The sequence below is a fragment of the Anderseniella sp. Alg231-50 genome (genome assembly GCF_900149695.1).
Lineage (GTDB): Bacteria > Pseudomonadota > Alphaproteobacteria > Rhizobiales > Aestuariivirgaceae > Anderseniella.
Genome location: NZ_LT703003.1, coordinates 2233566 through 2260391, shown reverse-complemented (window position 1 = coordinate 2260391; position 26826 = coordinate 2233566). Strand labels below are relative to the sequence as shown.

General features: G+C 57.9%; 25 protein-coding genes and 1 other RNA gene. 11 read left to right on the top strand and 15 right to left on the bottom strand.

The window, feature by feature from the left end; all coding sequences use genetic code 11:
- Positions 1-4 precede the first annotated feature (4 nt).
- Both DHN55_RS10750 and DHN55_RS10745 read right to left on the bottom strand, forming a co-directional pair.
- Complete coding sequence (locus DHN55_RS10750; protein ID WP_108881276.1) at positions 5-3718, bottom strand: AsmA family protein; 3714 nt, start codon at positions 3716-3718, stop codon at positions 5-7.
- Positions 3719-3775: 57 nt separating this feature from the next.
- Positions 3776-5170: an FAD-binding oxidoreductase gene (locus DHN55_RS10745; protein ID WP_443111093.1), complete on the bottom strand. Its 1395-nt coding sequence runs from the start codon at positions 5168-5170 to the stop codon at positions 3776-3778.
- Between the two features lie 132 nt (positions 5171-5302).
- Here DHN55_RS10745 and DHN55_RS10740 point away from each other — a divergent pair, with 132 nt between their 5' ends.
- From DHN55_RS10740 to DHN55_RS10730, 3 genes are all read left to right on the top strand, one after another.
- Positions 5303-5785, top strand: coding sequence for a thioesterase family protein (locus DHN55_RS10740; RefSeq protein WP_108881274.1), 483 nt, complete (start codon positions 5303-5305; stop codon positions 5783-5785).
- Between the two features lie 85 nt (positions 5786-5870).
- Complete coding sequence (locus DHN55_RS10735) at positions 5871-7505, top strand: chloride channel protein (protein WP_108881273.1); 1635 nt, start codon at positions 5871-5873, stop codon at positions 7503-7505.
- Positions 7506-7596: 91 nt separating this feature from the next.
- The gene (locus tag DHN55_RS10730) at positions 7597-8835 is read left to right on the top strand and encodes an adenylate/guanylate cyclase domain-containing protein (RefSeq protein ID WP_108881272.1); all 1239 of its coding nucleotides are present in this window, start codon (positions 7597-7599) and stop codon (positions 8833-8835) included.
- On the opposite strand, the gene DHN55_RS10725 is transcribed toward DHN55_RS10730, so the two are convergent.
- The 9 genes from DHN55_RS10725 to ssrA all read right to left on the bottom strand — a co-directional run bounded on the left by DHN55_RS10725 (position 8832) and on the right by ssrA (position 15535).
- On the bottom strand, positions 8832-9248 hold the full coding sequence (locus DHN55_RS10725) for a DUF427 domain-containing protein (protein WP_108881271.1): 417 nt from the start codon (positions 9246-9248) through the stop codon (positions 8832-8834). The two genes, DHN55_RS10730 and DHN55_RS10725, sit on opposite strands and share 4 nt — an antisense overlap.
- Before the next feature lie 35 nt (positions 9249-9283).
- The gene (locus tag DHN55_RS10720) at positions 9284-9517 is read right to left on the bottom strand and encodes a ribbon-helix-helix domain-containing protein (RefSeq protein ID WP_337660154.1); all 234 of its coding nucleotides are present in this window, start codon (positions 9515-9517) and stop codon (positions 9284-9286) included.
- Complete coding sequence (locus tag DHN55_RS10715; RefSeq protein ID WP_108881269.1) at positions 9507-9692, bottom strand: DUF4169 family protein; 186 nt, start codon at positions 9690-9692, stop codon at positions 9507-9509. Before DHN55_RS10715 ends, DHN55_RS10720 begins: the two co-directional genes overlap by 11 nt.
- A gap of 7 nt (positions 9693-9699) precedes the next feature.
- Positions 9700-11088 carry a class II fumarate hydratase gene (fumC, locus tag DHN55_RS10710; protein WP_108881268.1) on the bottom strand — a complete coding sequence of 463 codons (1389 nt, stop codon included), beginning with the start codon at positions 11086-11088 and terminating at the stop codon, positions 9700-9702.
- A 60-nt stretch (positions 11089-11148) separates the two neighbouring features.
- Positions 11149-12096: a CehA/McbA family metallohydrolase gene (locus DHN55_RS10705; RefSeq protein ID WP_108881267.1), complete on the bottom strand. Its 948-nt coding sequence runs from the start codon at positions 12094-12096 to the stop codon at positions 11149-11151.
- Between the two features lie 644 nt (positions 12097-12740).
- Positions 12741-13757 (bottom strand): penicillin-insensitive murein endopeptidase, encoded by a 1017-nt coding sequence (mepA, locus tag DHN55_RS10695; RefSeq protein ID WP_108881265.1) that lies wholly within the window; start codon positions 13755-13757, stop codon positions 12741-12743.
- Positions 13738-14283 (bottom strand): SspB family protein, encoded by a 546-nt coding sequence (locus tag DHN55_RS10690; RefSeq protein ID WP_337660153.1) that lies wholly within the window; start codon positions 14281-14283, stop codon positions 13738-13740. The genes mepA and DHN55_RS10690 overlap by 20 nt, the downstream gene beginning before the upstream one ends.
- Before the next feature lie 218 nt (positions 14284-14501).
- Complete coding sequence (locus DHN55_RS10685; RefSeq protein WP_108881263.1) at positions 14502-14975, bottom strand: hypothetical protein; 474 nt, start codon at positions 14973-14975, stop codon at positions 14502-14504.
- 174 nt (positions 14976-15149) lie between these two features.
- Positions 15150-15535, bottom strand: a transfer-messenger RNA (tmRNA) gene (gene ssrA / locus DHN55_RS10680).
- A 190-nt stretch (positions 15536-15725) separates the two neighbouring features.
- Here ssrA and DHN55_RS10675 point away from each other — a divergent pair.
- The 6 genes from DHN55_RS10675 to ttcA all read left to right on the top strand — a co-directional run bounded on the left by DHN55_RS10675 (position 15726) and on the right by ttcA (position 20030).
- Entirely contained in the window at positions 15726-16046 is a 321-nt protein-coding gene (locus tag DHN55_RS10675; RefSeq protein WP_108881820.1) for a DUF2853 family protein, read from the top strand.
- Positions 16047-16160: 114 nt separating this feature from the next.
- Complete coding sequence (locus tag DHN55_RS10670; protein ID WP_108881262.1) at positions 16161-16955, top strand: thymidylate synthase; 795 nt, start codon at positions 16161-16163, stop codon at positions 16953-16955.
- On the top strand, positions 16952-17434 hold the full coding sequence (locus DHN55_RS10665) for a GNAT family N-acetyltransferase (protein ID WP_108881261.1): 483 nt from the start codon (positions 16952-16954) through the stop codon (positions 17432-17434). Before DHN55_RS10670 ends, DHN55_RS10665 begins: the two co-directional genes overlap by 4 nt.
- A complete protein-coding gene (locus DHN55_RS10660) occupies positions 17434-17928 on the top strand; it encodes a dihydrofolate reductase (protein WP_108881260.1) in 495 nt (164 codons plus the stop codon). The genes DHN55_RS10665 and DHN55_RS10660 overlap by 1 nt, the downstream gene beginning before the upstream one ends.
- Entirely contained in the window at positions 17925-19181 is a 1257-nt protein-coding gene (locus tag DHN55_RS10655) for an FAD-dependent oxidoreductase (protein WP_108881259.1), read from the top strand. The genes DHN55_RS10660 and DHN55_RS10655 overlap by 4 nt, the downstream gene beginning before the upstream one ends.
- Positions 19182-19190: 9 nt before the next feature.
- Positions 19191-20030, top strand: a complete 840-nt coding sequence (ttcA, locus tag DHN55_RS10650; RefSeq protein ID WP_108881258.1) for a tRNA 2-thiocytidine(32) synthetase TtcA — start codon at positions 19191-19193, stop codon at positions 20028-20030.
- Between the two features lie 58 nt (positions 20031-20088).
- Here the strand turns inward: ttcA and DHN55_RS10645 are convergent, their stop codons facing one another.
- The 3 genes from DHN55_RS10645 to DHN55_RS10635 form a co-directional block, all read right to left on the bottom strand.
- Positions 20089-20286, bottom strand: a complete 198-nt coding sequence (locus tag DHN55_RS10645; RefSeq protein ID WP_108881257.1) for a hypothetical protein — start codon at positions 20284-20286, stop codon at positions 20089-20091.
- Positions 20287-20362: 76 nt separating this feature from the next.
- Positions 20363-21055 carry a 5,6-dimethylbenzimidazole synthase gene (bluB, locus tag DHN55_RS10640; protein ID WP_108881256.1) on the bottom strand — a complete coding sequence of 231 codons (693 nt, stop codon included), beginning with the start codon at positions 21053-21055 and terminating at the stop codon, positions 20363-20365.
- A 117-nt stretch (positions 21056-21172) separates the two neighbouring features.
- On the bottom strand, positions 21173-22765 hold the full coding sequence (locus tag DHN55_RS10635; protein ID WP_108881255.1) for an ABC transporter substrate-binding protein: 1593 nt from the start codon (positions 22763-22765) through the stop codon (positions 21173-21175).
- Positions 22766-22998: 233 nt separating this feature from the next.
- Here DHN55_RS10635 and DHN55_RS10630 point away from each other — a divergent pair, with 233 nt between their 5' ends.
- Complete coding sequence (locus DHN55_RS10630; protein WP_108881254.1) at positions 22999-24108, top strand: S-(hydroxymethyl)glutathione dehydrogenase/class III alcohol dehydrogenase; 1110 nt, start codon at positions 22999-23001, stop codon at positions 24106-24108.
- A gap of 86 nt (positions 24109-24194) precedes the next feature.
- Here DHN55_RS10630 and DHN55_RS10620 read toward each other — a convergent pair whose 3' ends face one another.
- Positions 24195-24779, bottom strand: coding sequence for a pyridoxamine 5'-phosphate oxidase family protein (locus tag DHN55_RS10620; protein ID WP_108881253.1), 585 nt, complete (start codon positions 24777-24779; stop codon positions 24195-24197).
- A gap of 429 nt (positions 24780-25208) precedes the next feature.
- Here DHN55_RS10620 and DHN55_RS10615 point away from each other — a divergent pair, with 429 nt between their 5' ends.
- On the top strand, positions 25209-26825 hold the full coding sequence (locus DHN55_RS10615; RefSeq protein ID WP_108881252.1) for a choline dehydrogenase: 1617 nt from the start codon (positions 25209-25211) through the stop codon (positions 26823-26825).
- The last annotated feature ends 1 nt before the right edge of the window (position 26826 follow it).

Below are 26826 nucleotides of genomic sequence, written 5' to 3'. Positions count from 1 at the left end.
GGCTCTAGTTCGGATTTGACGGCTGGGCTGGCTGGATAGACAGCAGTCCTGAGTTTTGCGGCTCGATGATCGCTGCATCGGGAATTTCAAGCGGTATGCTTTTTTCGATCAGGTCTTGCAGGCGCTGCTGTTCGATCGTGGTTGCGCGGCTGTCTGTGCCTTCGTCGGCATTGACACGCTCTTCCTCCTGCCGGGCACGGCGGGCGGCGGTCTCCCTTGCCTCGCGGAGCTTGCGTTCGCGCTCTGCTTCGCGGGCCGCTTGTTCTTCACGATATTTGCGTTCTTCCTCGATCAGGCGCAATTCCTCGCGCTGCAGTTCTTCAAGCCGCTCCATGCCCTTCTGCAAGACACTGACCACGACCCAGGACTTCAACGCAGAAGTGTCGTAAGTGCGGCTCAGTGACTGCGGATGACCTCTGAGACGCATGGCAATGCCGGGCACCTCGTCGTTGCCGCTGTTCGGTTTGAGCGAAACATCCGCACGTGCGCTCTGCGTGCTGAAATCCGCGGACAGGCGCATGGTGCCACCGGCAAACTCATTGCTGAGCGGGATGGAGGCGGTTCTTAAACTGCCGTTCTGCAAGGACACGTCGGCCGGTTCGGCATTCACATTCACTGCGCCCTGCGAAAGCGCTGAGTTGATGGCCTCGTCAATTGTGTTCACATCCTCAATTGCCGCAAGGCGCCGGGTCACGCCGGGCAGATTGAACCTTGGCAATGTCAGTGATGTCGGTACGGCACGGCCGGTTCCCGTCAACTGGCTGACGAGGCCACCGGGTGAGCGACCCTCGCCGTTGAAATCCAGTTGCAGACCGATATTCCCGTTGATCGCACCCTGTCCGTCCACGGTTTGCAACAGGTCCGTCAGAGCCAGCGTGGCATCAAGTTTGCCCGACAATTTGAGCAGGGGGCCGGCGCTCTGTGCCGCCAGGAACATTGTGAACCGGCGCTCGGAGCTGGCGTTTCCGGTAATGCTGAAATTCACAGCTTCCTTGTTCGCACGCTTGATATCGGTGCGGGCGCTGCTCAATGCGAGGCCCGGAAGGAGAGCAACCCGCTGTGCCGCTATCGTAAGCGAGCGGTTGAGCCAGGCCAGGCGGGTCGCATCAAAGGTACTGGCTGAACGAACCGGTTTGCCGTCGGCCGGCATGACCATGCTGGATGCGAGCCAGCCAAGATCGAGGGTCTGGACAGTCAATTTACCGTCGATGAGCGGCGCCTTGATGGTGCCGGTCACGGTCGCCTCGCCGGCGATTGTGTTGAGCGGCATGGTGGCATTCAGATTTGACAGCTTCACGTTCCCCGGCGAAATCACCGCATCAGCTTTCGCGGCAAACCTGCGATCTATCTCCACCGGCCATGCAGGTACGGCAAGCCCGACTGCCGATGCCAGCGGACTTATGTCGTCAGCCTTCAGGTTTATGGCGCCAGCCGCGCTGATGCCGCCTTTCGGGCTGACGGTAATACCACCTTCGAACCCAACCGTGCTGGACAGAAGCGACAGTTCCGATGTGCCGGTGAGAGCGGATGAAGGCTTTCCGGCAAAGGCCATTTTCAATTTGGCGGGTTCGTTGCCGCCGGCAAGAGGATTAAGTCCGGCAAGCGCCAGCAGGCCTGCGCTGGTGGTTCCCGTGGCAGAGCCGGTGATCTGGGTGTCACCTTCGCGCCAGTTTGCGAACTTGCCGTCAAATCCACCGGTGAGAGCAATTTCGGCACCGGCGGCTTTGCCATTTGCCGCAACGGTGAATTTGTTTACGGTGCTGCCTGTGCTGACCTCGCTCAACACCCTGAGGTCGACCGGGCCGAGGCGCCGAGCCCATGGTGTGGCTGCGAGATCTGCATCCATCATCCCGATCAGGCGCAGGAACGGGCGCGGGTCGGTTGCCTTGAAATCACCCGAAACAGACCCGGTTATACCTTCCTCCGGAAAATTCAGCACGCCGGCAATATCCAGGCGTGCATCACCAATGCCACCGATTTCAATGGTCCGCAGCTCCACGGCACCTTCTGACATATCGACATCAATGGCGATGTCCTGTGCCTCAACACCCCGCAACACAAGGCTGTCGGTCTGGATGGTGATGTGGGCATCGCCAAATGCCAGCGCATTTGCCGCCAGATCGGTCAGTCCGGCTACCGTTCCTTCCTCGATGGCACTGGTTGAAAAACCGCGAGGCGCGTAGCGGTCGACATTTATCGAGTCTGCCAGCAGCCGAATGCTCAATGACGGATTATCACCCTGGTAAAGGCTGAATGATCCGGTGGCGCTGGCATCATCCAGGCTGGCCTTGGTACCTGTCAGGCGAAGTGCAACAGGTGTCCATCCCAGCAGGGTGCGCAGCTTGGCGCGGCCACGGGCGCCGGACCAGACTTGCTTGGTTGCGTCTGCCATGTCCGGAGCAACCCACATCACAAATTCGCGCAGCGACCTCGATTGCACCTCAAGTTCACCGGCAAGTTGCGGCAGCCCCTCATTATCAACCGGTAATATAACACCGGCAAAGCGGGCCCGGGTCTGCCCCGGCAAACTGGCGGATGCCTCCTTGATGCGCATGGCTTTCGGTGAAATGTCACCGCTGAGGCGTGCCTTTGAAAGCGTTTCACCTCCCGTGATCAGGCTGGTGATGCCGGCATCGAACAAAATCTGAGTATTCGATGGCAGCGCCTCCAGCAGGTTGGACACTGCATAGAGCTGGTCACCGCTGCCAAGTTCGGCAAACACATTGTTGCCGACCAGTTGGTCCAGGTTGATCGCCGCTGCCTCAAGCTTTGTTGTCACGATAAAACTGGAACCAAGTTTCACCGATGCTTCGCCGGTCATGAGGTTTCGTCCGGTAAGGTCGTTCGCCGGCACTACCTCTATATTGTCGAGCTTCACCATGTCGAAATCGGCAGTGACATCGCCGGACACCCGTACCTGCAGGTTGGCGTTCAGGGGGTTTGCCTTGCCATTGGGCTGGCGGGCAGGCTGTACGGTTATGCGGCCGGTGACCTTGCCGTCGTCGCGCAGTGTTTCACCGTCGAATGCCCACATGAAACCCGCGTCGCCGCGCGGCGAAATCGCTGCCGACACTTTCAGAGGTTTGCCTCTTCGGTACTTGCTGGTCGAAATTGTCAGTGCCAGGGGCGAACCGGCCTGGGTGGCGGTTATGTCAGCGCGCCAGGGCCCATCCAGCGCAGGAGCCTTGAGCCGTCCCTGGACACTGGTCATTTCCGACAACCCGCCACGCCTGCCGTCCCCGAAAAATATCCGCCCGTCAATTATGTCGATACCGGCAACGGCAACCTGGTCGGCACCGGGAAGACCCACAATGGAGTGGGTCGGGCGCAATTGCCAGCTAACGCCTCCGGCAGCCAGCCGCTCGAAAGACGCCACCGGGCGAACCAGCGTCAGTTTGCGCAGGGAAAATTGTCCGGACAGCAGTGGGGCAGCCGCAATCTCCGCGTCCACTTTTTCGATCTGCAGCATATCTGTCAGCATGGAGCCTGGCGGATTGGCGACCCGGACATTGGCTGCGGTCAGGCGTGGCCAGGGAAACAATCTGACCGTGACCGGCCCGTCAATGGAGACCTGCCTGCCAATCAGGAGGCTTGTCTGTCGCTGGAAATCCGCCTTGTAGCTGTTCCAGTTCACCAGCAACGGGCCAACACCAAGGGCGCCCGCCACAAGGATGATCAGGATGCCTAAAATCAGAAGCGGTGATCTCACAATATTCACGAGTAGCTACCGGCCCACAGAAAAAATTGGTCAACAAATTTCAACAACGTCTTGTCCCTATGGCAATATCTTGCCCGGGTTCATTATGTTCTTCGGATCGAGCGCCTGTTTGATGGAGCGCATGACGGCAACGCCCGTCCCGTGTTCTGCTTCCAGAAACTTCCGCTTGCCTGACCCAATACCGTGTTCACCGGTGCAGGTTCCGTCCATGGCAACGGCGCGCATGGCCAGCCGGTAAAGGAACTCCTCGGTGGCCTTGACTTCAGCAGCGTCATTACGGTCGCAAAACAGCACTACATGAAAATTCCCGTCTCCGACATGGCCGAGTATGGGGCCGTACAAACCGTGTTTGTCCAGATCCACACGGGTTTCTTCCACGCATTCCGCCAATCTTGAAATCGGCACGCACACATCGGTGCCCAGGGATTCCTTGCCAGGCATCATGGACTTGATCGCCCAATAACCGTCGTGACGTGCCTGCCACAGCTTGAGCCGGTCTTCTTCATTGGTGGCCCAGTCGAACGGTCCGCCACCAAACTCGTCCGCAATGGAAGCAAATGTCTCGACCTGCTCGCGCGCGCCTGCCTCGGTGCCGTGGAACTCCACAAACAAGGTGGGCACTTCCTTGAGGCCAAGATTGGAATAAGCGTTAAACGCTTTCAGGTTTTCAGCGTCGATCAATTCCACACGCGCTATGGGAACTCCCATCTGAATGCAGGTTATGGCGGTATTGCAGGCAGCCTCGATCGATGGGAACGGGCACACACCGGCGGCAATTGATTCCGGAATACCATGCAGCTTCAGGCAGATTTCCGTGATGACGCCGAGCGTACCTTCGGATCCGACCATGAGGCGGGTCAGGTCATATCCGGCAGATGATTTCTTGGCACGCCGCGCGGTTCGCACAATCTCGCCATCTGCCATGACGGCGGTCAGTGACAGCACATTGTCGCGCATGGTGCCGTAGCGCACGGCATTGGTGCCTGACGCGCGGGTGGCGGTCATGCCGCCGAGGGATGCATCGGCGCCGGGGTCAATCGGGAAAAACAGGCCCTGGTCGCGAATATATTCATTGAGCTGCTTGCGGGTAACACCGGGTTGCACACGCACGTCAAAATCCTGCGGGTTTACTTCAAGAACCTGGTCCATGTTGTTCATGTCTATGGAAATTCCGCCATACGGACAGGTGATGTGGCCTTCCAGTGATGTACCGGTTCCGTAGGGGATGACCGGCACATGGTACTTTGAACATATCTGCACCACCTTCTGCACTTCTTCGGTGTTGTTGATGAATGCGACGGCGTCGGGTGCATGTCCGGGATTCCAGGTCGTGTCCTTGCCGTGCTGGTCGCGAACGGCCTGCGCTGTCGACACCCTGTCTCCCAGAATTTCGGTGATCTCGGCAATAGCCTGTGACACCGAGTTGCGGCGCTCCATGGATTGAACAGACATGATCATTCCCATCCTGATTTCGAAGCCCGGTTTTGGGACTCCCCGTATCCTGCCGCATGCACTATACCGGGTCTTGGCAATTGCGCACTATTTTTACGGTCACAATCCCGAGCATTTGGAGCAAATAACATAATGACGGATTATGGACGGCCCTTTGTTGGCAGCATCAAGACAGTCGAGGACGACTGGATCGACTACAATGGCCACTTCAACATGGCATATTACGGGGTCCTGTTCGATCGCACATGCGATGAAGCATTCGAACTGGTCGGCCTCGGCCCGGAGTACCTGAAATCAGGAGCGTCGTTCTTCACGCTTGAGGCCCACACGACCTATATCCGTGAACTTCATGCCGAACATAAGGTCAAGGTAACGCTGCAGATGCTCGATTACGATGCGAAACGGATGCACTATGTGCAGGAGATGTTTCACGCCGATGAGGGCTGGTTATCAGCCACCATGGAAGCCATTTGCATGCACGTGGACATGAAAGCGAAGAAGTCAGCCCCGTTTCCCGAGGATATCCTGAGCCGGATAGCCGCCATGCAGGAAGCCCACGACGGACTATCTGTTCCACCACAAGTGGGTCACAAAATCGGGATCATCAGGAAGTAGTATGACCTAAGGCTTGCATCGACCCAAGCTAACATGTTGAAGTCTTTTGCGATTGGGGCTGAAACATAAAACGTGGGGCTCGCCGATGGGCGAACTGCGGGACAGGTTATTTGCAACGCTGGGTGAACTCACCCTGCCACAATTGCGTGCCTTCTGGGCGGCGCGTCATCCGCTTGTGTGGGCGCTTGCGCTGACCATCGGCGTGGTTGGCGCTTTTGCCATTTTGGGGTTCAGACTGGGTATCGGCTACGTGCAATGGCTGTGGCTCGGCAATTCCAACGAAAACGTAGTCGGCACCCTTGCCAGTTTTCGCGCACCGTGGGTGGTTGTTGCCGGCCCGACACTGGGCGGGCTGGTCGTCGGTCTGATTATCTGGAAGTTCATCAAGGAACGCCGTGCGCACGGCATTTCCGACGTGATCGAGGCAGGTGCGCTGCACCGGGCCGACATTTCACTGCGCGCCGGGCTGGTTTCGGCGGTTGCGTCCGCGATCTCTATCGGGTCCGGCGCAAGCGTGGGCCGGGAAGGCCCGGCGGTACATCTCGGCGCGGCAATTGCGGCTTTCCTCGACCGGAAATTCAGCTTGTCGCCCGCCGCGCGCCGGGTTCTGCTGGCATCGGGTGCGGCTGCGGCTGTATCGGCAAGCTTCAACGCACCGATTGCAGGCGTGTTGTTTGCCCATGAAGTGATCCTCGGACACTTTGCCCTGTCGGCCTTTGTACCGACAGTGCTGGCGGCCGTTGTGGCCACTCTGATCACCCGAATATGGCTGGGAGATTTTCCGGCATTCATATTGGCCGAGCAACAGATTGCCTCGTATTGGGAGTTTCCGGCATTTGCACTGCTCGGTGTCGTGTGCGGGCTGGTGGCTGTGTGTTTTCAGCTGACCGTCATGACGGCGGACTGGAGTGCCCGGCGCTTTACCATGCCTTTGTGGTTGCGCCCGGCTCTTGGTGGACTGGCCGTGGGCATGATGGCGCTCACAGTGCCCCAGATTTTGGGTGTAGGCTACGAAGCAACCAACCTGGCGATCAAGGAAAGTTACGGCCTTGGCTGGCTGCTGATACTGCTTGTTGCCAAGACGGTCGCAACTGCCATTTCCCTGGCCAGCAGGTTCGGCGGCGGGGTGTTTTCACCATCCTTGTATATTGGCGCCATGGCCGGCGGAGCCTTTGGTATTATCGCGGGCAGTGCCGTGCCTGAATATGCGTCCAACTACGGTGTTTATGCATTACTCGGCATGGGCGCGGTTGCGGGCGCCATACTGGGTGCGCCGATTTCTACAGCGCTTATCGTGTTTGAACTGACCGGCGGCTACGAGTTGACCATCGCACTGCTGTTGTCGGTATCCATCGCGTCGATGATCATGCAGGGGCTGCTCGGCAAGAGTTTCTTTGACTGGCAATTGTCGCAGCGCGGCGTGTTCCTGAGGGAAGGCTCGCATTTGCGGATTGTGCGCACGTGGACAGTGCGGGAATTCACCACGAAACTCACGCCGGCAGAGATGGCCGACCCGCCGGAACTGTTTGACCGGCCACGCCTGATCCCGTCCGACACACTTGAAATGGCCCTCAGGACGTTTGATGAAGGCGGTTATACGCGCCTTGCCGTACTGGATAAGCGCGAAGGCGGCGTGCTGCTTGGATGGGTGGACCAGGTCGAGGCACTGGCGGCCTACAACAAGGCACTGATTGAAGCCAATGTGGAAGAACACAAGTAAGGGTTGTTCCCCATCGGTCAATTTGCGGCTATCGTCCTGCACATACAGACACTTATCCTGACAACCAACCGCTGTTTTCAAGGCTCAGCCAATGAATAACGACATCAGGGCAAAGTACAAGGGCTCCTGGATTGAGCGGCTGGTGACGCTTGGTACTGACGGTTGGTACGGGCAGGACAAGCTCGGGCTGATAGTGGCCAATGTGACCGGGTATCTTGCAACGCTGTCGTCTTTGGGGTTTGCAGCGACCTATGCCATGCATGAAATGCACTCGCTGATGCCGCTGGTCATTGGCAACCTGGTGTCGGCGGTCTGTACGGCGATGACACCGGCATTTCACCGGATTGGCCGCATTTCAGCTGCGTTGTGGCTGACAGCGGTGTTTTTTGTGTCGCTGACCTGGTTCACAAGTCTGCTGGGCCGTGATTCCGGTGTCGCGCTGAACCTTATCGGGACGGCGGCTGTGGCCTTCGCCATCCTCGGGCTGGAGCGGTTGAAGCTGGTCGCATTGATCAGTGCCGGGGGCGCTGCACTGATTATCGGAAGCTGGGTTTTGTGGCCACAACCTGCACCCGGTATTCACGATGACGCAGCCTTCATGCAACAGACCTTCGCATCGGCTATTGTGTCGATCATGGCGATCACCTTCGTGGTGATCTACTATGCTTTCTACCTCACCCGGCAGGCGCAGGCACGACTCCAGGAATTGATGAAATCCATGATGCCGGATGCCATCGCCGAGCGCCTCATGGCCAATGACGGCGAGACCATTGCCGAGGCGCACGAGCATGTGGTGGTGCTGTTTTCAGACATTGTCGGGTTTGTGGAAATGTCCAACCGGCTCGGGGCTGTGCGGGTAGTGGCGTTGCTGGATGATATGTTCCGGCAATTTGATGCCCTTGCTGCCGAACACGGTGTCGAGAAAATCAAGACCATCGGTGACGCCTATATGGCGGTGGCTGGCGTGCCGTCGCCTGTATACCAGCCTGAAGATGCCATGGCGCGGTTCGCCAAGATGATGCTGCACGTTGTCGGTGACGTAGGCGAGCGTCATGGCGTGGATCTGCAGATGCGGATCGGCATGGCTTCGGGCCCGATAATGGCCGGCGTCGTCGGCAAGTCCAAATACTCCTATGATGTGTGGGGTGCCGCGGTAAACCTTGCCGCAAGGCTTGAACATATCGGAACGCCGGGATGTGTGGTTACGACGGGCGATATCAAGGTGGTGCTGCACAAGGATCACAAGTTTGAACGCGCCGGGTCAGTCGACCTCAAGGGCTTTGGCAACGTGGCGATCTGGCGTATGGATTGCAGTATGAAGACCGGTTAGCCGGGCATTTCCTCTATGGCGACATGTGCAGGATTGAAAGCGATCAGCCCGGCAAGGTCACGGGCGAACCCAAATGGTTCGGCATATGACCAGGCCAGGTAGTCTTTGGCGTCTTTCGGCGTCCAGCCGGCAAAACTCCAATAGGACGCCTCGCCCTTGAGCGGGCAACGGCTGGTGCGGCCTGCAACCGGCGCCAGCGTTACCGCGATGTCCTGCGGCGGCAGATAGATCATTGGATCGTAGAAGTCCGTGCCGACCTCGAGCAACCTGATCGCGTTGCAACTGTCCGCAAGGACTGTATCGCCAAGGCGAATGTGAACGCGTGAGTGTACCGGTTTGATCCGCATGAAGTGGCGGGGTTCATCCGGATTGTGGATCGTCGCTGTGGCAAGGGTGATTTGTGGATGTGCCATGACGGCGACGATTAGACGACCCCCTGAACCGGCTGTCAAATCTCGCCGGTCCGCGTCGCCTTGAGTACCGCCACCCTGAGTGCGCTGGACAGATTGGTGCGGCCACGCGCTTCGTCAATCACGGCAACCAGTCCGGCCAGCGGCATGTCACGCGCTGTCGCCAGCGTGTTGAGGGCATCCCAGAATTCCGGCTCAAGTGACAGGCTGGTGCGATGGCCGGCGATGGTCACCGATCGCTTTACAGGTCCCTGGGGCGTTTCACTCATCATCTTTGTCGAGCTTGTGTCCGTCCAGATGAGTGTGCTCCTTGTTCTTGCGCGTCGTGTTGAGCTGTTTGTCCGCCTTGGTCCGCCCAAACCGGACCCGGTTCTCCTCGGCCAGCCTGGTCTTGTCTGCGCGAGCTTTCGCTTTTCGGAACTGGTTCAGATTGGTGACTTTTGCCATGGCAGTGCTATTTCGGACCGATCATGTCTTCCGGCTTGACGATGCTGTCGAAATCCGCCGCCTCGATACCGGCGGCAATGGCTTCTTCACGCAGGGTCGTGCCGTTCTTGTGGGCGGTCTTGGCGATTTTCGCAGCAAGATCGTAGCCGTATTTTGGCGCCAGCGCGGTGACCAGCATCAGTGACCGGTTGAGGCCGGCCTTGATGTTGTCCTTGCGCGGTGTGATGCCTGCAACACAGTTGTCCGTGAACGAAACGGATGCGTCGGACAACAGCCGGACGGACTGCAGGAAATTGTAGGCCATCACCGGATTGAACACATTGAGTTCGAAATGGCCTTGCGATCCGGCAAATGTCAGCGTTGCATTGTTACCGAACACCTGCACGCAAACCTGCGTCAGGGCTTCGCACTGGGTCGGGTTGACCTTGCCCGGCATGATCGAAGACCCCGGTTCGTTTTCCGGCAATGCCAGTTCACCCAGGCCGGAGCGCGGGCCGGAGCCGAGAAAGCGTATGTCGTTGGCAATCTTGAACAGGGACGCAGCGACGGTGTTGATGGCGCCATGCGCCATGACCATCGCGTCATGGGCGGCAAGGGCTTCGAACTTGTTCGGCGCCGTCTTGAACTTGAGCCTGGTGATGCCGGCAATGTTTGCAGCGACCATCCTGTCAAAGCCCTTGGGGGCGTTAAGTCCTGTTCCAACCGCGGTTCCGCCCTGGGCAAGCTCCATGAGTGCGGGCAGTGTCTGCTCAATCCGCGCCATGCCGTTTTCAACCTGCTTGGCATAACCGGAAAACTCCTGGCCGAGAGTGATCGGAGTTGCGTCCTGAGTGTGCGTGCGGCCGATCTTGATGATCTTTTCCCACTGCTTTGCCTTGCGCGCCAGTGCCTTGTGCAGGTGTTTCAGCGACGGCAGCAGGTCACGCACCACCTGTTCAGCGCACGCAACGTGCATGGCCGTGGGGTAGGTGTCGTTCGACGACTGGCTCATATTGACGTGGTCATTGGGGTGAACGGGGTCCTTTGATCCCATTGTGCCGCCCAGCATTTCGATGGCGCGGTTGGAGATCACCTCGTTGGCGTTCATGTTGGACTGGGTGCCGGAACCGGTCTGCCAGACCACCAGTGGAAAATGTTCGTTCAGCTTGCCGTCGATGACCTCCTGGGCTGCCTTGACGATCGCGTTGCCGCGTTTCTTGTCCAGTTGGCCGAGTTTCATATTGGCTTCGGCGCAGGCGCGCTTGACTATGCCCAGCGCCCGTACGACGGGCACGGGCTGCTTTTCCCAACCGATCTTGAAATTACCCAGGGAGCGCTGCGCCTGGGCGCCCCAGTAGCGGCTGCTGTCTACTTCAATCGGACCAAAAGTGTCGGTCTCGGTGCGGGTGTCTGCCATATTAGATATGCTCCGTCGGAAATTCGTTTTCGGTGATGGAGCAAGCGTTTAGCACGGGTGTCAGCTCAGGCCAATGTCCTCGAGCCAAATCGGGTTGGTCCAGGCGCATTTACCGGCCTCATCGCGGATCACCACCCGCACCCATTTGGAGGGCGGGCATTTGAGCCAGCCATTATCCAGATTTGCCAGGTCGAGAGTAACGCGGGTCAGTGAACGCCCGGTGCGCGAGACTGTTCGCGACGTGCCGCCATTGATGGTTATGGCGTTGACCGGTGAGCATTCGATGGCAAGTTCGGTGCCGTCTAGATCAATCGCATGGAACTGCGGTCCCTGGCTTGAATAGAAATATCCGGCTTTGAGCGCGTCGAGCAGGGCATCCGCGTCAAGACTGTCCGCCTTGACATGTACCCAGCCGCCGAAAGCGTCATGGTCATGATCTCGGAAATGGGCATCATCGGTTGCGATGCTGGTCAGGCGCCGGTCTTCGTTGAGCAGTTGGTCGAGCAGATAGAAACCGTCACCGCGATCATTTTCCACTCCACACCCGTGATTGTATATTTCAACCGCATCAGCGCTGTCATTGAGGGCGCGGCCGTCTTCCATTGTAAGTTGTGACCAGGCTGGATGGGCGATGGTGACGAAGGCTCCAGCCTTTGCGGCGCGTCTTGCCAGCGCCGGGCCGTCCTCATCATTTGCGCAGGGCGCGAAATCCAGCGGCAGGCCATTGGCCAGAATATGCCAGAGTTCGCCGACTGCCGTGGCGGGTGCATGCAGTTCAGCGCCGATGATGGTGGTAAAGTCATCGGTGCGCAGCGCGCGTGTGTCGGCCACCGGCCAGTCATAGTGACCTATGAAGTGATCGGTCAGCGACATGAAGTCATAACCGGCATCGCGGTATGCATCGATCACCTGCGCCGGTTCCAGTGCGCCGTCGGACAAGGTGGAGTGAGTGTGGAGATTGCCACGCCAGAAGCGACCGGGCCGGGAGAACAGGGAAAGAGGAGACATGGTTGCAGATTGCCTCAGAGCAGGTTGTTGTTTGAGAATACAATCCCTACTGACAGCCATGTGCAACAGAAATGTTGCAATCTGCAGTACCTAATAAAAACGCGGCAGGAGCAACCTGCCGCGTTTTCAAACTGTTAGTTCAGATGCCAGATCCTATGGACGGCAATCACGACGACGTACGCAACGGCGATATCTGCGACCGCCACCCCATTCGCGGCGGCACAAGCGACGCACACGGCGGCAGGAACGGGTAAATGAGCCGTGGTGGTTGTAAATGCCAGGGCCGATGTAAATACCGCCAGGGCCGATGGTGAATCCGCCGCCACACCAACCATGACGACGGCAATTGTGCCTTCGGCTCCTTCTGTGAACCAGGGTGAGGCCTTCAATTGTTGATTGTACGCCCGTGGAATGTGCAAGGTTGCCTGTTGATACCGGTGCCGCCTTTGCACCTGTCATCGCAACCAGAACGGCAAAAGTAGCCAATGTGACTGCGAGGAGGAATTTCTTCATTTTTGAGCTCCTAAGTTTTCGGATTTTCTCGCTTACCCCAAAAAAGATTACCCGCGAATCAGCTACTTGTCTCGCGCTTTCTTAATTTTTGTTAATGGAAGTTGTACAACCTGGCGGTGCAATTGTGCGGGTTACTGGATTTTGACCAGTGCGCGGCATGCCTTTGGCAGCCAGGCCAGGGTTTTGCGTGCAATCGGCTTTTTGCGCGGAATCGGCACACCATTGACGATTGTAGGGCGTTTTTTCGCTTTTTTGTATACCCGCTTCTTCCATGGCTTGTCCGAAAACCAGTAGGCCAGTTCACCGCCGCACCCGGTGCCGTCCTTGGGACGGGGGGCTGCCTGATTTTTACACTGTGGAGAACCGGACGGGCATTTCATGCGGATATGAAAATGGTAGTTATGGCCTTTGAGAGGGCGTACCTTGGCCAGCCACTTACCCTTTTTCCCGGCCCAGTCGCACAGGGCTTTCTTGATCGGAGGGTGCACGAATATCCGGGCCACCTGCTTGTGGGATGCGGCTCGCTTGATCAGACGCGCATGGGCTTCGGTCCAGCGTTTCGGGTTGATGCGCTTGCGGTCCAGTGTCATCAGGACGGCTGACTTGTTTTCACGTTCCTTGCGCGTAAGCGTGCGGTCCGGCATGGGCGTCAGCCAGATGTCGGCATCCAGTCCGGCCTGGTGCGAGGCGTGTCCGGACAGCATGGGTCCGCCGCGCGGTTGTTGCAAATCTCCGACCAGCAATCCGTTCCAGCCATCATGTTCCTTGGCCTCGACGGCAAGGCGCTTGACCATCTTGATCAGTTTCGGGTGTCCCCAGGCGCGATCCCTGGATGGCCGCATGACCTGCCATGCGGGTCCGTCTGCCGGCATCTGTTCGGCGCCTGCAACACATCCGCGGGCATAAGACCCGAACACTTCCGGTTTCAACGGGGCCGGGCCCGTCATATGGCCGAAGTAGAGTCGTGCGGGAATGGCATTGGAGATGGCGGGGACGGGCGGTTTCTCGATATCCTTGACCGATCCCTTGGTCTGCGCCGGTGCCTGGGTTGGCGATAACAGTACAATCGTGCCCGCCAATGCGACGCCCAGCGACTTCAAGGCAGCAATGCCCGGGAAGATACGGAAACTATTTTTTGCGAAACGCATCCAGTGAAACTACCGTTGTATCATCGTTCGACGCTTTTGCCGCGCCCGCCTGATCATTGGCACTGCCGGGGTGTGGCACAGGGGCGTCAGTGTCCTGCGCATTGCCTGCGCTGTCAACGTCAGTCGTCTGACCGTCTTCACCATCGTCCAGCACGCCTGGCTCGAATTGCAGGCCAAACTGCACCGTGGGATCAAAGAAACCCTTGATTGACGCAAACGGCACGACCAGCCGTTCCGAAATATTGTCAAACTGCAACTCCACCTCAAAGTACTTGTCAAAAACATTGAGACCGGAGAACTGGTGTTGCAGTACAATCGTCATTTCATTGGGATACTTGGCCTTGATGCGACTGGAGACGGATGCGCCGGGATAGTTGGTGTCGAAGGAAATGAAGAAATGATGTTCGCCCGGCAAACCGTCCCTTACAACACGCTGCAAAGCGAGTTTGACGACTGAGCGCAGGGCATGTTGGGCCAAAACGTCATAACGCATCAAATCTTCCGGCATGCTGTCTCCGTCACTCACGGTTCTTCTTCCAATTGTTGCGCGCTGATTCTTTTTTCAGTCCACATCTTACAGCTTTAGCGTTGTTTCGGCCATCGGTAGAGCATTGAAAATACGGTTTCCTGTGAACATCGCGTGCCGGGCGGTTGCCAGACACAAAAAGGCCTCGCTCATGATCATGAGCGAGGCTGACAGGGCATGTCGTTGACATACCGGAAGCGGTCAGTCTGTCGACACCATTAACCTTCGACCTTGATGGTGTAGTCAGGCGTCGTGTTCAACGGGCATGAGAAATAGTAGGTGCCCGGCTTCAGATTGATGGCGTAATCCTTGGAAACACCTTGCTCCAGCCCGCCGCCGGAAACCTTCGGCAGGGTGAGGCGGCTGACACCGGCTCCGCGCAGGTAAAAGCCCAGACCATACGGCACGTTTTTGTTCTTCACGCGAAACACATGCTTGCCCGGCTTCAGGGTCATCACCTTGGCGGTCTTGAGACGCTCATCTGCCGTCTTGGCATTGATGGCTTCACAGTCAGCCTTCTTGGTCGATGTGTAGCCGTGGTCCTGGTCTTCCACTTCAACAAACTGGCAGGCGGTCTGGGTCAGTTCCACGACTGTGGCGTCTTCAGCCAATGAAGATGTCGATGTCATGGAAACAGCAGCAAGCGCGGTAACGGCGGTGGCGAAAGTCGATGCGGTGAAACGTTTCGGCATTTTGGGAAATCCTCGTAAATGTCTGCAGTTGGAACTCGAATGAGATTTTGAAACTGTTGTATCGCTAACTTCAGTGAAGCGGAAATGACGATCCGGTGAGTTGTTTCGTGATCGCGATCACATTACTGCCAACGTCATAATTGCCGACGTGAGCGCCACAATTGCCTGTGATTGAGTGGGGGCTTCTGTTGCCAGGTGCCCCCGAACCCCGCCTAGACCTGCGAGGGCCTAGGACTTAGATCGAAGCGATCAGACTGCGTTACGCAGCCAGACGTGCTTCCGCATAGTTGTCGTTTGCAACTACTAAAATAGCCCGATAACGGCGGTACAATGCCGAGCAAAAGCAAACCCTTTACGCCCTCGTCGATCCTGGTTCACCCCCAGCAGATGCTGCTTTGCGGGGTTAACTGACCACCTGATGCCAAAAAAGCAGCATTTGGTGGAGGTGCCGGGTACTGCCCCCGGGTCCGAATGGTTTATTACGATCGCCATTTATCGCCATAGCTGATGCGAACACCAGCTCCTCCAATATAGTGTGTCATGCCGGCAAAATAAAGCCTTGTGACGTTTCCACCTGAAGATGCCGGTACTGACGGCCTTTGGCCTTCCCAATGTTTCGCGATGTGCTAATATTTTCACTCCGGCGGAGGTGACACCTCTGCAGCATGTAGCGGGATGCGCAAACGAGACGGCCGATTTGCAACTGCATCCAGCCCAACCAATGAACATTTGTCCAAAAAGGGGAAAGCAATGGCCGATAATTCGCAGTACTATGATGATGTTGATAAATTTGCCGGCAATGTGAACAATGCCGCCGTTGATGCGATCGTGAAGTATTGCGGCATTGCGCTGCGCTCAAAGGATGCTTCGCTGGTTTCGTGCTCCGATCCGGTCGAGCTGGGCCGGGTGCGCGATGGTTTTGCGTCCAAGAAACTTGGCCTGGCCGGTGATGCAGCCGACAAGGCCATCGCCGCGGTATGCGAAAAAATGAAAGACGACCGGCAAAAGAGCAGGGTGACGTTTTACTACCTGCTGGCGGAAGAGTCCGACACAATGAGTGCGCTCGCCTGAGCCTGTGAGACTGCGGGCCCTGAACCGGGTGGTGATTGCTGCCGGCAAGTGATTGTCGGCAGCCGGCTTTTCGCGGTAGCCTGACGGTCTTGTTGGGATTCGGAGATTCTTCAGATGCAGCAGTACCTCGACCTGCTCAGGACCGTGCGCGACACAGGCGCTGAAAAGGGCGACCGCACCGGAACCGGCACCTTGTCGGTTTTTGGTCACCAGATGCGGTTTGACCTGGCTGACGGGTTCCCCGTGCTGACGACGAAGAAACTGCATCTTCGCTCCATCATCATTGAACTGCTGTGGTTCCTGCGCGGCGATACCAACATCGGCTGGCTGAACGAGAACAAAGTGTCGATCTGGGATGAATGGGCAGACGAAAACGGTGATCTCGGACCTGTATATGGTCACCAGTGGCGCTCTTGGCCGGCGCGGAACGGATCGACAATTGACCAGATTGCAGGCGTTGTGGAGCGCATCCGGAACACACCTGACTCGCGCCGCCTGATCGTTACAGCCTGGAACCCGGCCGACGTGGACAAGATGGCGCTGCCGCCATGCCACTGCCTGTTCCAGTTCTATGTCGCTGACGGCAAGCTGTCGTGCCAGTTGTATCAGCGGTCGGCAGACATCTTCCTCGGGGTTCCGTTCAACATCGCATCTTATGCATTGCTGACACACATGATTGCTCATGTCACAGGGTTGAAGCCCGGCGAGTTCATCCACACACTGGGTGATGCACATATTTACTCGAACCATCTTGAACAGGCGGACGAGCAACTCAAGAGAACCCCGCACGGTTTGCCGCGTCTGGTAATGAAGCGCGACGTGAAAACACTGGATGAATTCGTGTATGAAGATTTCGAGATCGCCGGTTATGAGGCCCATCCCAGTATTGCAGCGCCGATCGCGGTATGAGCATTACCATTCGTGAAGCAAAGCCCGGTGACGGGCCGGTCTTACACCGGTTGGTCCGCGAACTGGCGGACCATCACGGTGAGCTGGATCGTGTGGTGTCGACCCCGGACGCCCTGGAAGCCGGATTGTGTTCTTCGTCTGATCGTCACGGATGCCTGATCGCTGAATGCGATGGCGAACCGGTCGGCTTTGTCTACTGGTATGAGATATTTACCACCTTTACCGCCAAGCCCAAGCTCTACATGGAGGATATTTGTGTCAGCAAGCAAGCGCGCGGTACAGGTGCCGGTTTTGCGCTGGTCAGAGCCCTGGCCGAAATTTGCATGGAGCGCGGCTGTCCTCGGTTTGAGTGGCTGGCCATGGAAGACAATGATGCAGGACGGAAATTCTATTCACAAATTGGCGCCACGGTGCTGCGCGGAGCTGATACATGGCAGCTTTGGGACGCCGATATCAGTGCGTTGGCGGAGGACAGGTAATGCGGATTTCTGCTGTTGTAGCTGCCTCTGAGAACGGTGTGATCGGGTGTGACGGCGGGTTGCCGTGGCATGTGTCGTCGGACATGAAACTGTTCAAGGAGATCACTCTGGGCAAGCCGATCATCATGGGCCGGCGGACCTGGGAAAGCCTGCCGCGCAAACCGTTGCCGGGCAGGCGCAACATCGTCATTACGCGGCAGCAGGATTTTTCCGCCGATGGCGCTGAACTGGCTCATTCGGTTGATGAAGCACTGTCGCTGTGTGCGGGAGAGGCAGAGGTTTCAATCATCGGTGGCGGACAAATCTATACAGATGCCATGGCGCGCACAGACCGTATCTACCTGACCCGTATTCATCTTGAGGTGGACGGCGACACCTTGCTGCCGGAACTGAAAGACAGCGAATGGCAGGAGGTTGAGCGGCGGTCATTTGCTAAAGGCGAGCGTGATGATGCCGCCTTTACGCTGATTGTCATGGACCGGGTGAACTCATGAGTGACCAGCCTGAAATCGTCATCATCGGGGCAGGGGCTGCCGGTGTCGGGGCCGGTATGGAGCTTGCAAAACGCGGTGTGCCGTTTGTCGTCCTGGAAGCCTCTGCCCGGGTTGGCGGGCGTGCCTATACCGACAAGACGTCGTTGCCGTACGCATGGGACAAGGGCTGTCACTGGATGCATTGTGCAGATGTGAACCCGCTGGTGGCGGAGGCAGACCGGGTGGGCACGAAGTATCTCACAGATGCCCGCGATGACTGGAATGCGGTTTGGGCGAACGGCGGTTGGGCGGATGGGGCAGGCCGCGCTGCTACGCTGAGTGCCATGGATGCTGCATTTGCGGCTGTTGACGAGGCGGGCGCCAGGGGCCAGGACGTGCCGATTGCCGATATATTGCCCGATACCGGAGACCTGGCGCCGATTGTGCGCCTCTGGATACAATTGATGTCTTCGGGTGATCCGGAGCAGGTCTCCGCACGCGGCTATGCTGACTACGCGGAGACAAACCTGAACTGGCCGGTGAAATCCGGTTATGGCGACCTGATCGAACGGCTGGCTGAAGGACTGCCTATGCGGCTGGAGACTCCCGTCAGCGGCATCGAGCAGCGCGCAGACAGCGTCCGGGTGACGACCCGTAGCGGGACAATTGAGGCGAAAGCGGCGATCGTCACGGCCTCGACAGCGGTACTGAACACAGGCGCTATCGAGATCGGCGCCGGCCCTGCACGGGACCTGCTGGCTTTGGTGGAAAACGTGCCGTGCGGATTTTGCGAGAAAGTGGCGATCGCCTTCGATCGCGATCTATTCGGACACATTGAGCAGCCGTCCGTCAATGTACTGCCGCAAGACGGCAGCGAGCCTATAAACTTCCAGTTCGCAAACTTTGGCGACCCGATGGTGATCGGCCACGTGGCGGGCAGTGTGGCCGGAGAATTGGTGGCCGAAGGCGATGCTGCAATGGTGGAATTTGCCATGCAACGGCTGGTTGCCGCATTTGGTTCCGATATCAAGTCCAGGATGGTGAATGCGGCCACGACCGACTGGGGCAGTAACCCGTTTGTGCGGGGCGGTTACAGCTTTGCCAGGCCTGGATGCGCTCATCTGCGCCATCAGATGATCGAGGCGGATACCGGTAATCTGGCATTTGCCGGTGAGGCGTTCTCGAGACAGTGGCAAGCCACGGCGCATGGTGCCTGGGCAAGCGGGCGTGATGTCGCCGGCCGGCTGGTGGACAATTTCAGACCGGGCAAGTAATGAACCGCCATGAGCATTGTTGAAGACATCGCGAAAAAGGATGACAGCAGCGGACCGTCACTCCTGCGGGCGGCACCCGACAGCGTGTCGTTTCGCAAGTTGCGCAAGCGGCTGGTGCGCCATGTGCGCCAGGCGATGGATGATTTTGCCATGCTGTCCGGCGATGGCGGCAAATGGCTGGTGTGCCTGTCCGGCGGCAAGGACAGCTATGCGCTGCTGGCTGTTCTGAGCGACCTGAAATGGCGCGGGCTGTTGCCGGTTGACCTTGTTGCCTGCAATCTTGACCAGGGACAACCCGGGTTTCCCAGGCACGTGCTGCCGGACTTCCTGTCCGCACATGGCATCAGGCATCGTATCGAGTATCGCGACACGTATTCCATCGTGACCGAAAAAATTCCGCAGGGTGGCACATACTGTGCGCTGTGTTCCCGCCTGAGACGGGCAAATCTGTATCGCGTTGCGCGTGAAGAGGGCTGTTCTTCCGTTGTGCTCGGCCATCACCGGGAAGATATTCTGGAAACGTTTTTCCTGAACCTGATGTATGGCGGCAGGCTTGAGGCCATGCCGCCCAAGCTGCGCAATGACGATGGTGATCTGACTGTCTTGCGCCCGTTGGCCTATTGCGCTGAGGACGATATCGAGAAGTTCTCGTCAGCGCTCGAGTTTCCCATCATTCCGTGTGATTTGTGCGGGTCCCAGGACGGTTTGAAACGCAACCAGATGAAATCCATGCTTGATGCCATGGAAACCCGGCAACCGGGGCGGAAAGACACCATGCTCAAGGCCTTGAGTAACAGCCGGCCCAGTCATCTGCTGGACCGGAAACTGTTCGATTTTTCAGGTATTTAAACGTTTTTCCTGATGGCCGGTTCGGGAATTTCCGGACAGTTCCTGAAGTTATGACGACTTATCGTGACGCAACCAGGGTTTCAGCCTGAAAGCTGTCAATTCCGTAAGCGCCCGCTGCTTTTACATCTTCCGAGGTGCCTATTGCGATTGCCAGTATGGCGAACCAGGCAATGGTCAGGACAATCGCCAGAATCAGCGTTGGCCTTGAAACGGAGCGGTTTTCAGGGGTTTCCGATATCTCTGTCTGACTGGACATGGTGTCAATCTTTTCAAGTTTTTTATGAACCTGAAATCACCATAGGTGTCTTCACGCCGGCGTGATGTGATGTTTGTCACTTATCGGGTTTATCGGCGGGCCAGACTTCATCGTGCACGATGTCTTCGATGGCCAGCCGGTCGGCCCACCCCTTTACCTCAAGCTCCGGGCGCTCATAGAGTTCCTCGACATGGCCGACGCACAGATAGGCGATTATCTGCACATGATCGGGTATGTTGAGCAGCTCACGCAGGGCATCGTGCTTGTAAATGCTGACCCAGCCCATGCCGACGCCCTCGGCGCGGGCGGCGAGCCACATGTTCTGAACAGCGCAGACGGTCGAGTAGAGGTCCATCTCCGGGTTGTGGGTGCGGCCCAGAACGACCTTGCCGCCCCGGGTACGGTCACAGGTAACGCAGATATTCAGCGGTGCCTTCAGGATACCTTCCAGCTTGAGTGACTGGTACAGCTTCGCCTGCTCGTCCGGAAACCGGTCGGCAGCTTCCTCATTGGCGATGGTGAACAGGTCGTGCACCTGCCTGCGCCGCTCGATTGAGCGGATCAGCAGAAAACTCCATGGTTGCGAGAAACCGACCGACGGCGCGTGGTGCGCCGCGGTCAGGATGCGGTCAAGCACGCCGGGTGCGACCGGGTCCGGCAGAAACTGGTCGCGCACGTCTCGGCGATTGAAGATTGCCTTGTAAACGGCATCACGCTCAGCTTCGGAAAAGCCGGCGGCGGGTTTCAGTGAGGATTTCGTGTCGGACATGAAGGCAACCGGTTAGCTTGTGTCATTTGATAATAAAAACCGCACCTCCTGTTGCAAGGAGATGCGGTTATGTTGTTTCAGACCATCATCTGATGGCGGCAATCGTGTCTTGCAGGATCAGCCTGCCATCCACCAGCGTTCACCGTTCTTGTGGCCATCCAGCTCCCAGTTGTTGGCGAGCTGTTCAGGCAGGCCGATTTTCTTGGAGATGGCGTGTGTGTAGGCCATGAACATCGGAATTACCGAACCGCAGTCGTTGTGGCAGATCTGCTGCATTTCGACATACATCGCACGGCGCTTGGCAGTATCGAGCTCGGCACGGGCCTCAACAAGAATTTCGTTGAATTTCTTGTTTTCCCACTTGCTCTCGTTCCAGTCCGCTCCGGAAGAATAGATCTGCGAGAAGACCCAGTCTTCGGTCGGACGGCCACCCCAGTAGGAGCCGCACCATGGCTTCTTGAGCCAGACATCATCCCAGTAGGCATCGTCTGCTTCGCGAACCACCTTGATCGTAATGCCTGAAGCCTTGGCGCTTGCAGCAAAAAGCTGGGCTGCGTCGACACCGCCTTCAAAGGCTGTATCTGCAATGTGCAGGGACACTTCCAGGTTTTCCAGTCCGGCCTGCTTGAGGTGGAACTTCGCCTTTTCAGGGTCGTATGCACGCTGCGGCAACTCTTCCGGCGTGGCGCGGTAGATGTTGGCGGGTCCGACCGGCGAGTCGTTGCCGACCTCGCCCTGGCCGCGCAGGATCTTCTTGACCAGTTCCTCACGGTTCACCGAGTACTTGAGAGCCAGGCGAATGTGATTGTCGGTGAACGGCGCCGTGTTGCACAGCATTGGCAGTGTTGCGTGCTTGTTGCCGAAGGTCGGCTTGACCACAACATTGGGGTCTTTTTCCAGCAACGCGACCGTTTTCAGATCGAGGTTCGACATGGAGTGCAATGAACCGGTGCGCACGCCGGTGGTACGGGCGTTGGCATCTGCCACGAACAGGTTCTCGATGCTGTCGAAGTAAGCGGCGTTTTCCTTCCAGTAGTTGGGATTGCGCTTCACCAGCGTGGACACGCCGGGCTCGAATTTCTCCAGCATGTAACCGCCGGTGCCGACACCCTTGTCCCAGGCCATCTTGTCGCCATCGGCCGGGCAGATCATCAGATGGTAATCGGATACGATGAACGGCCAGTCGGCGTTGCCGCCTTCAAGCTCAAACATGACCATGTCGCCGTCAGCCTTGACGTCCTTGATCTGCTTGGTCAGACCGGAAGCGGCAGACTTGTTGCCTTCACCGCGGTGATGGTTGAACGAAGCCACCACGTCGTTGGCATCGAGCGTCTTGCCGTTGTGGAATTCTACACCCTTGCGAAGCTTGAACGCCCAGGTCTTGGCGTCGGCGCTTTCCCAGCTTTCAGCAAGTTCTGAACGTAGCTGGCCGTCCGGGCCGATTTCGGTCAGGTTGTTCCTGAGCTGGTTGCCCACATTGATCATGTAGGAATCGTTGGTCTGTGCCGGATCAAGCACATCCTTGGTGCCGCCGCCGGTCAGGGCCTGAATGTAGGCGCCGCCCTTTTGAGGGGTCGCTGCCCTGGCTTTGTCGAACATGTTGCCGGCCAGTCCGGCCGCCACGCCGCCGGCAACGGCGTATTGAATAAATTCACGCCGTGAAACCTTCGGCGAATTCAAAACCCGGTTGAGTTTGTCTTTGTCTGACATAATGAAATTGTCTCCCTGTGATACTCCCGAACGGACAGGTAAACGTCCGGTCGCGGAGATTGTGCAACAAGTTTTACCCAAAAGACCAGAGCTAACCGCACGGGTTAGTAAATCTTGACGTGAGTTGAATGCGTACGGGTTTTGCCGGGCCTCGTTTGAGGGGTTGCAGCGCAGTGGCTTCATTGACAAACTGCGGCTCAATAAAAACACCACTATGAGTTGGAGGGCAGACAATGAAAACCCGTGCAGCTGTTGCATTTGAGGCGGGTAAACCGCTGGAAATCGTCGAAGTGGACCTTGAAGGTCCCAAGGCCGGCGAGGTGCTGGTCGAGATCAAGGCGACCGGCATCTGCCACACTGATGAGTTCACCCGCTCCGGCGATGATCCAGAAGGTGCGTTTCCCGCCATTCTGGGCCATGAAGGCGCYGGTGTGGTGTTAGAGGTCGGGCCCGGCGTGACCTCGCTGGAAGTGGGCGATCACGTGATCCCGCTGTACACGCCGGAATGCCGCGAGTGCGAGTACTGCCTCAACCCGAAAACCAACCTGTGCCAGAAAATCCGCTCCACGCAGGGCGCCGGCCTGATGCCGGACGGCACCAGCCGGTTTTCCTACAAGGGCGAGAAGATCCTGCACTATATGGGCTGTTCGACCTTTGCCAATCACACGGTGCTGCCGGAAATCGCCCTGGCCAAGGTCAACAAGRMMGCCCCGTTCGACAAGATCTGCTATATCGGCTGTGGCGTGACCACCGGCATCGGTGCGGTCATCAACACCGCCAAGGTGGAGCCCGGCTCCAACGTGGTGGTGTTCGGCCTCGGCGGCATCGGCCTGAACGTCATCCAGGGTGCGCGCTTTGCCGGCGCCAACATGATCGTCGGTGTTGACCTCAATGACGGCAAGGAGGACTGGGGCCGCAAGTTCGGCATGACCCACTTCGTCAATCCGAAGAATGTCGAGGGCGACCTGGTGGCCCACCTGGTGGAGCTGACCGGCGGCGGGGCTGATTACTCGTTTGAGTGTGTCGGCAATGTCAACCTGATGCGCATGGCTTTAGAGTGTGCCCACAAGGGCTGGGGTGAAAGCATCATCATCGGTGTTGCAGGTGCGGGCCAGGAGATATCCACGCGTCCGTTCCAGCTTGTCACCGGCAGGTCATGGCGCGGCACGGCGTTTGGCGGCGCCAGGGGCCGCACCGATGTGCCGAAGATCGTCGACTGGTACATGGACGGCAAGATCGACATTGATCCGATGATCACCCACACGCTGGCGCTGGAGGACATCAACAAGGGCTTTGACCTGATGCATGCCGGCGACTCGATCCGTGCCGTCGTTGTCTATTGACCGCCATCTATGTTGATGCCGATGCCTGCCCGGTAAAGGCCGAGGTCACCCGCGTGGCAACCCGCCACGCGGTCCGGGGCAGCATGTCAGAGTAACTCGGCAATTGGCGGTATCTTCTTCCACTCCGGCGTGGGCTGTTCCGTGCCCGCTTCAGGAATGTGGCGCGACGCGGCCACCTGCTCCATGTGCGGCACATAGCGCGGACAGTTGGGAAAGATGTGGGTCACATCGACCTGCACGATACGTTGCGCCCCGTGATAGTTCGCCAGTTCGGGATGCTCGTCATGCACGCTTGCCAGCCCACTGACCCGAAGTCTCAGATAGAGTTCACCCTGTCCCTCCTCCGCCCCGAACTTCATGAACAGCAGGCCCACGTTCGGGTTCTTCACGATGTTGCCCAGCGACTTGTACATTCTGTTGCCATCATAGTCTGGAAACACCAACTGACCAGGCGCCGTTACCCGCACAAAGCCGGGCGCCCCGCCCTTGAAGGAACAATCGGTGTTGTCACCCGCCGACGTGGCCAGGAAGAAGAACGGCACCGCTTCGACAAACTCGCGAAACTCATCGGTAAAAGACGACGTTTCGACCAGCTCGACAATCCGGTCCGCCACCGCCCGTCCGCCATACTTGTCCTGAAGCTCGCGATTACCCTCGTTAAACATTGCCATGAATTTTCCTCCTCCCGGTTGGGTCTCAACATCATCTTACAATCGCTGAATGTCCATGTGGACCCAGGCAAACTGATGCGGACAAGTTTGACTCAACGCGTCAGTGAACACAATTAACATATTGTTTTTACTTAGTTTAGCGTCATCTGTGCAACACCATGAAAATGGGCGGAAAACAAACAGGTCATGTGACGCTCGCTGGTTGATAACGGCTATTTATCCCGGTCATATGAGATGAGACAAGGCGTTTCGTAGAGGTTGTACCCGCAAGCCCTGCAATGATTCCAGGTGACGGCGTGGCGCCGGGTCTTCCTTGCGCAGATGGAAAACAGCATACTTGGCGAAGTGGCTGTTGTGCTGGTCCTTGCGGGCTTTGGAGATTGTTCCGTATTTGCAGACAGACGGATTTTGACCGGAAGGTGAGGCAGGATGAGCACGGGTTCAGGATCGATCGGCACCTATGACTACATCATCGTGGGGGCCGGGTCTGCCGGGTGTGTGCTGGCAAACCGTCTCACCGCTTCCGGACGACACAAGGTTCTGCTGCTGGAAGCCGGCGGGCGTGACCTCAATCCCTGGATCCACATCCCCATCGGTTACGCGAAAACGTTCAGGAACCCCCGGGTCAACTGGATGTACGAGACGGAACCTGAACCTGAACTCAATGGCCGCAGGATTTACCAGCCGCGCGGCAAGGTGCTGGGCGGGACCAGCTCGATAAACGGGCTGTTGTACATACGCGGGCAGCAGGAGGACTTCGACCTCTGGCGCCAGTTGGGCAACGCCGGATGGTCTTACGCAGACGTCCTGCCGTATTTCAAACGTGCGGAAGATCAGCAGCGCGGCGAAGACCGACTGCACGGTGTCGGCGGTCCTCTCGCCGTTTCAGACCAGCGCGAGACGCACCCCTTGTGCGACGCTTTCATCAATGCCGGCGTCGAACAGGGACTGCCTGTGAACCATGACTTCAACGGCGACCATCAGGAAGGTGTCGGCTACTTCCAGACGACATCGCGCAACGGCCGGCGCTGCAGCACCGCGGTGGGATATCTCAATCCGGCAAGGTCGCGAGACAATCTGCATATTGAAACTCATGCTCATGTCACCCGGGTGCAAGTCGACAACGGCACCGCAGTCGGGGTCGAGTTTACCCGGAACGGGACGGCTATATCGGCTCGTGCATCCGGAGAGGTCATCTTGTGTGGAGGAGCGATAAACTCCCCCCAGCTTCTGGAGTTGTCGGGTATCGGCAATGCAGACATCCTGAACGATCTCGGCATTCCCGTCGTCTCTCACCTGCCCGGTGTCGGGGAAAACCTGCAGGACCACTTGCAGGTCCGCATGGTACTGCGCAGCAAGCAACCCGTCACATTGAATGACGCCACCCGGTCATTGCTGGGCAAGGTGAAGCTGGGTCTGGAATATGCTCTGTTCCGTACCGGTCCTCTGACCGTCAGCGCAGGCTATGCCGCGGCGTTCTTCAAAACCGATCCCTCCCTGGTCTCACCGGATATCCAGGTTCATTTCATCCTGTTCAGTTCCGACAAGATGGGGGATCAGCTCCACCCTTTCTCCGGTTTCACGGCTTCGATCTGCCAGCTTCGCCCGGAAAGCCGCGGAACCATACACGCTGTCAGCGCCGACCCGTTCGACGCGCCGTCCATCAACGTGAACTATCTTACACAGGAGGTCGATCGCCTTGCCAACATCAATGGCCTGAAGAAATTGCGGTCCATCCTTCACGCAGATGCAATGAAACCCTTTCTGGCAGAGGAAATGGACCCCGGAGCCGGAGTGCAAAGCGACGACGAACTGCTGCAGTTCTGCCGCACTGTGGGCACGACCGTCTACCATCCTGTCGGAACCTGCTCCATGGGCACGGGCAGCAACGCCGTCGTGACCCCGGAGCTGAAAGTGCGGGGTATCGCGGGGCTGAGGGTCGCGGACGGCTCCATCATGCCGCGCCTTGTCTCGGGCAATACCAACGCCCCGATCGTCATGATCGGCGAAAAGGCCTCCGATCTGATCCTGGCGGATGCGCAATGAG

Bases quoted from the DNA above. Each gene is read 5' to 3' on its own strand.
- DHN55_RS10745 (WP_443111093.1), bottom strand. From the start codon at position 5,170: ATGTCTGTTCAATCCATGGAGCGCCGCAACTCGGTGTCACAGGCTATT.
- DHN55_RS10740 (WP_108881274.1), top strand. From the start codon at position 5,303: ATGACGGATTATGGACGGCCCTTTGTTGGCAGCATCAAGACAGTCGAG.
- DHN55_RS10735 (WP_108881273.1), top strand. From the start codon at position 5,871: ATGGGCGAACTGCGGGACAGGTTATTTGCAACGCTGGGTGAACTCACC.
- DHN55_RS10730 (WP_108881272.1), top strand. From the start codon at position 7,597: ATGAATAACGACATCAGGGCAAAGTACAAGGGCTCCTGGATTGAGCGG.
- DHN55_RS10725 (WP_108881271.1), bottom strand. From the start codon at position 9,248: ATGGCACATCCACAAATCACCCTTGCCACAGCGACGATCCACAATCCG.
- DHN55_RS10720 (WP_337660154.1), bottom strand. From the start codon at position 9,517: ATGATGAGTGAAACGCCCCAGGGACCTGTAAAGCGATCGGTGACCATC.
- DHN55_RS10715 (WP_108881269.1), bottom strand. From the start codon at position 9,692: ATGGCAAAAGTCACCAATCTGAACCAGTTCCGAAAAGCGAAAGCTCGC.
- fumC (WP_108881268.1), bottom strand. From the start codon at position 11,088: ATGGCAGACACCCGCACCGAGACCGACACTTTTGGTCCGATTGAAGTA.
- DHN55_RS10705 (WP_108881267.1), bottom strand. From the start codon at position 12,096: ATGTCTCCTCTTTCCCTGTTCTCCCGGCCCGGTCGCTTCTGGCGTGGC.
- mepA (WP_108881265.1), bottom strand. From the start codon at position 13,757: ATGCGTTTCGCAAAAAATAGTTTCCGTATCTTCCCGGGCATTGCTGCC.
- DHN55_RS10685 (WP_108881263.1), bottom strand. From the start codon at position 14,975: ATGCCGAAACGTTTCACCGCATCGACTTTCGCCACCGCCGTTACCGCG.
- DHN55_RS10675 (WP_108881820.1), top strand. From the start codon at position 15,726: ATGGCCGATAATTCGCAGTACTATGATGATGTTGATAAATTTGCCGGC.
- DHN55_RS10670 (WP_108881262.1), top strand. From the start codon at position 16,161: ATGCAGCAGTACCTCGACCTGCTCAGGACCGTGCGCGACACAGGCGCT.
- DHN55_RS10665 (WP_108881261.1), top strand. From the start codon at position 16,952: ATGAGCATTACCATTCGTGAAGCAAAGCCCGGTGACGGGCCGGTCTTA.
- DHN55_RS10660 (WP_108881260.1), top strand. From the start codon at position 17,434: ATGCGGATTTCTGCTGTTGTAGCTGCCTCTGAGAACGGTGTGATCGGG.
- DHN55_RS10655 (WP_108881259.1), top strand. From the start codon at position 17,925: ATGAGTGACCAGCCTGAAATCGTCATCATCGGGGCAGGGGCTGCCGGT.
- ttcA (WP_108881258.1), top strand. From the start codon at position 19,191: ATGAGCATTGTTGAAGACATCGCGAAAAAGGATGACAGCAGCGGACCG.
- DHN55_RS10645 (WP_108881257.1), bottom strand. From the start codon at position 20,286: ATGTCCAGTCAGACAGAGATATCGGAAACCCCTGAAAACCGCTCCGTT.
- bluB (WP_108881256.1), bottom strand. From the start codon at position 21,055: ATGTCCGACACGAAATCCTCACTGAAACCCGCCGCCGGCTTTTCCGAA.
- DHN55_RS10635 (WP_108881255.1), bottom strand. From the start codon at position 22,765: ATGTCAGACAAAGACAAACTCAACCGGGTTTTGAATTCGCCGAAGGTT.
- DHN55_RS10620 (WP_108881253.1), bottom strand. From the start codon at position 24,779: ATGGCAATGTTTAACGAGGGTAATCGCGAGCTTCAGGACAAGTATGGC.
- DHN55_RS10615 (WP_108881252.1), top strand. From the start codon at position 25,209: ATGAGCACGGGTTCAGGATCGATCGGCACCTATGACTACATCATCGTG.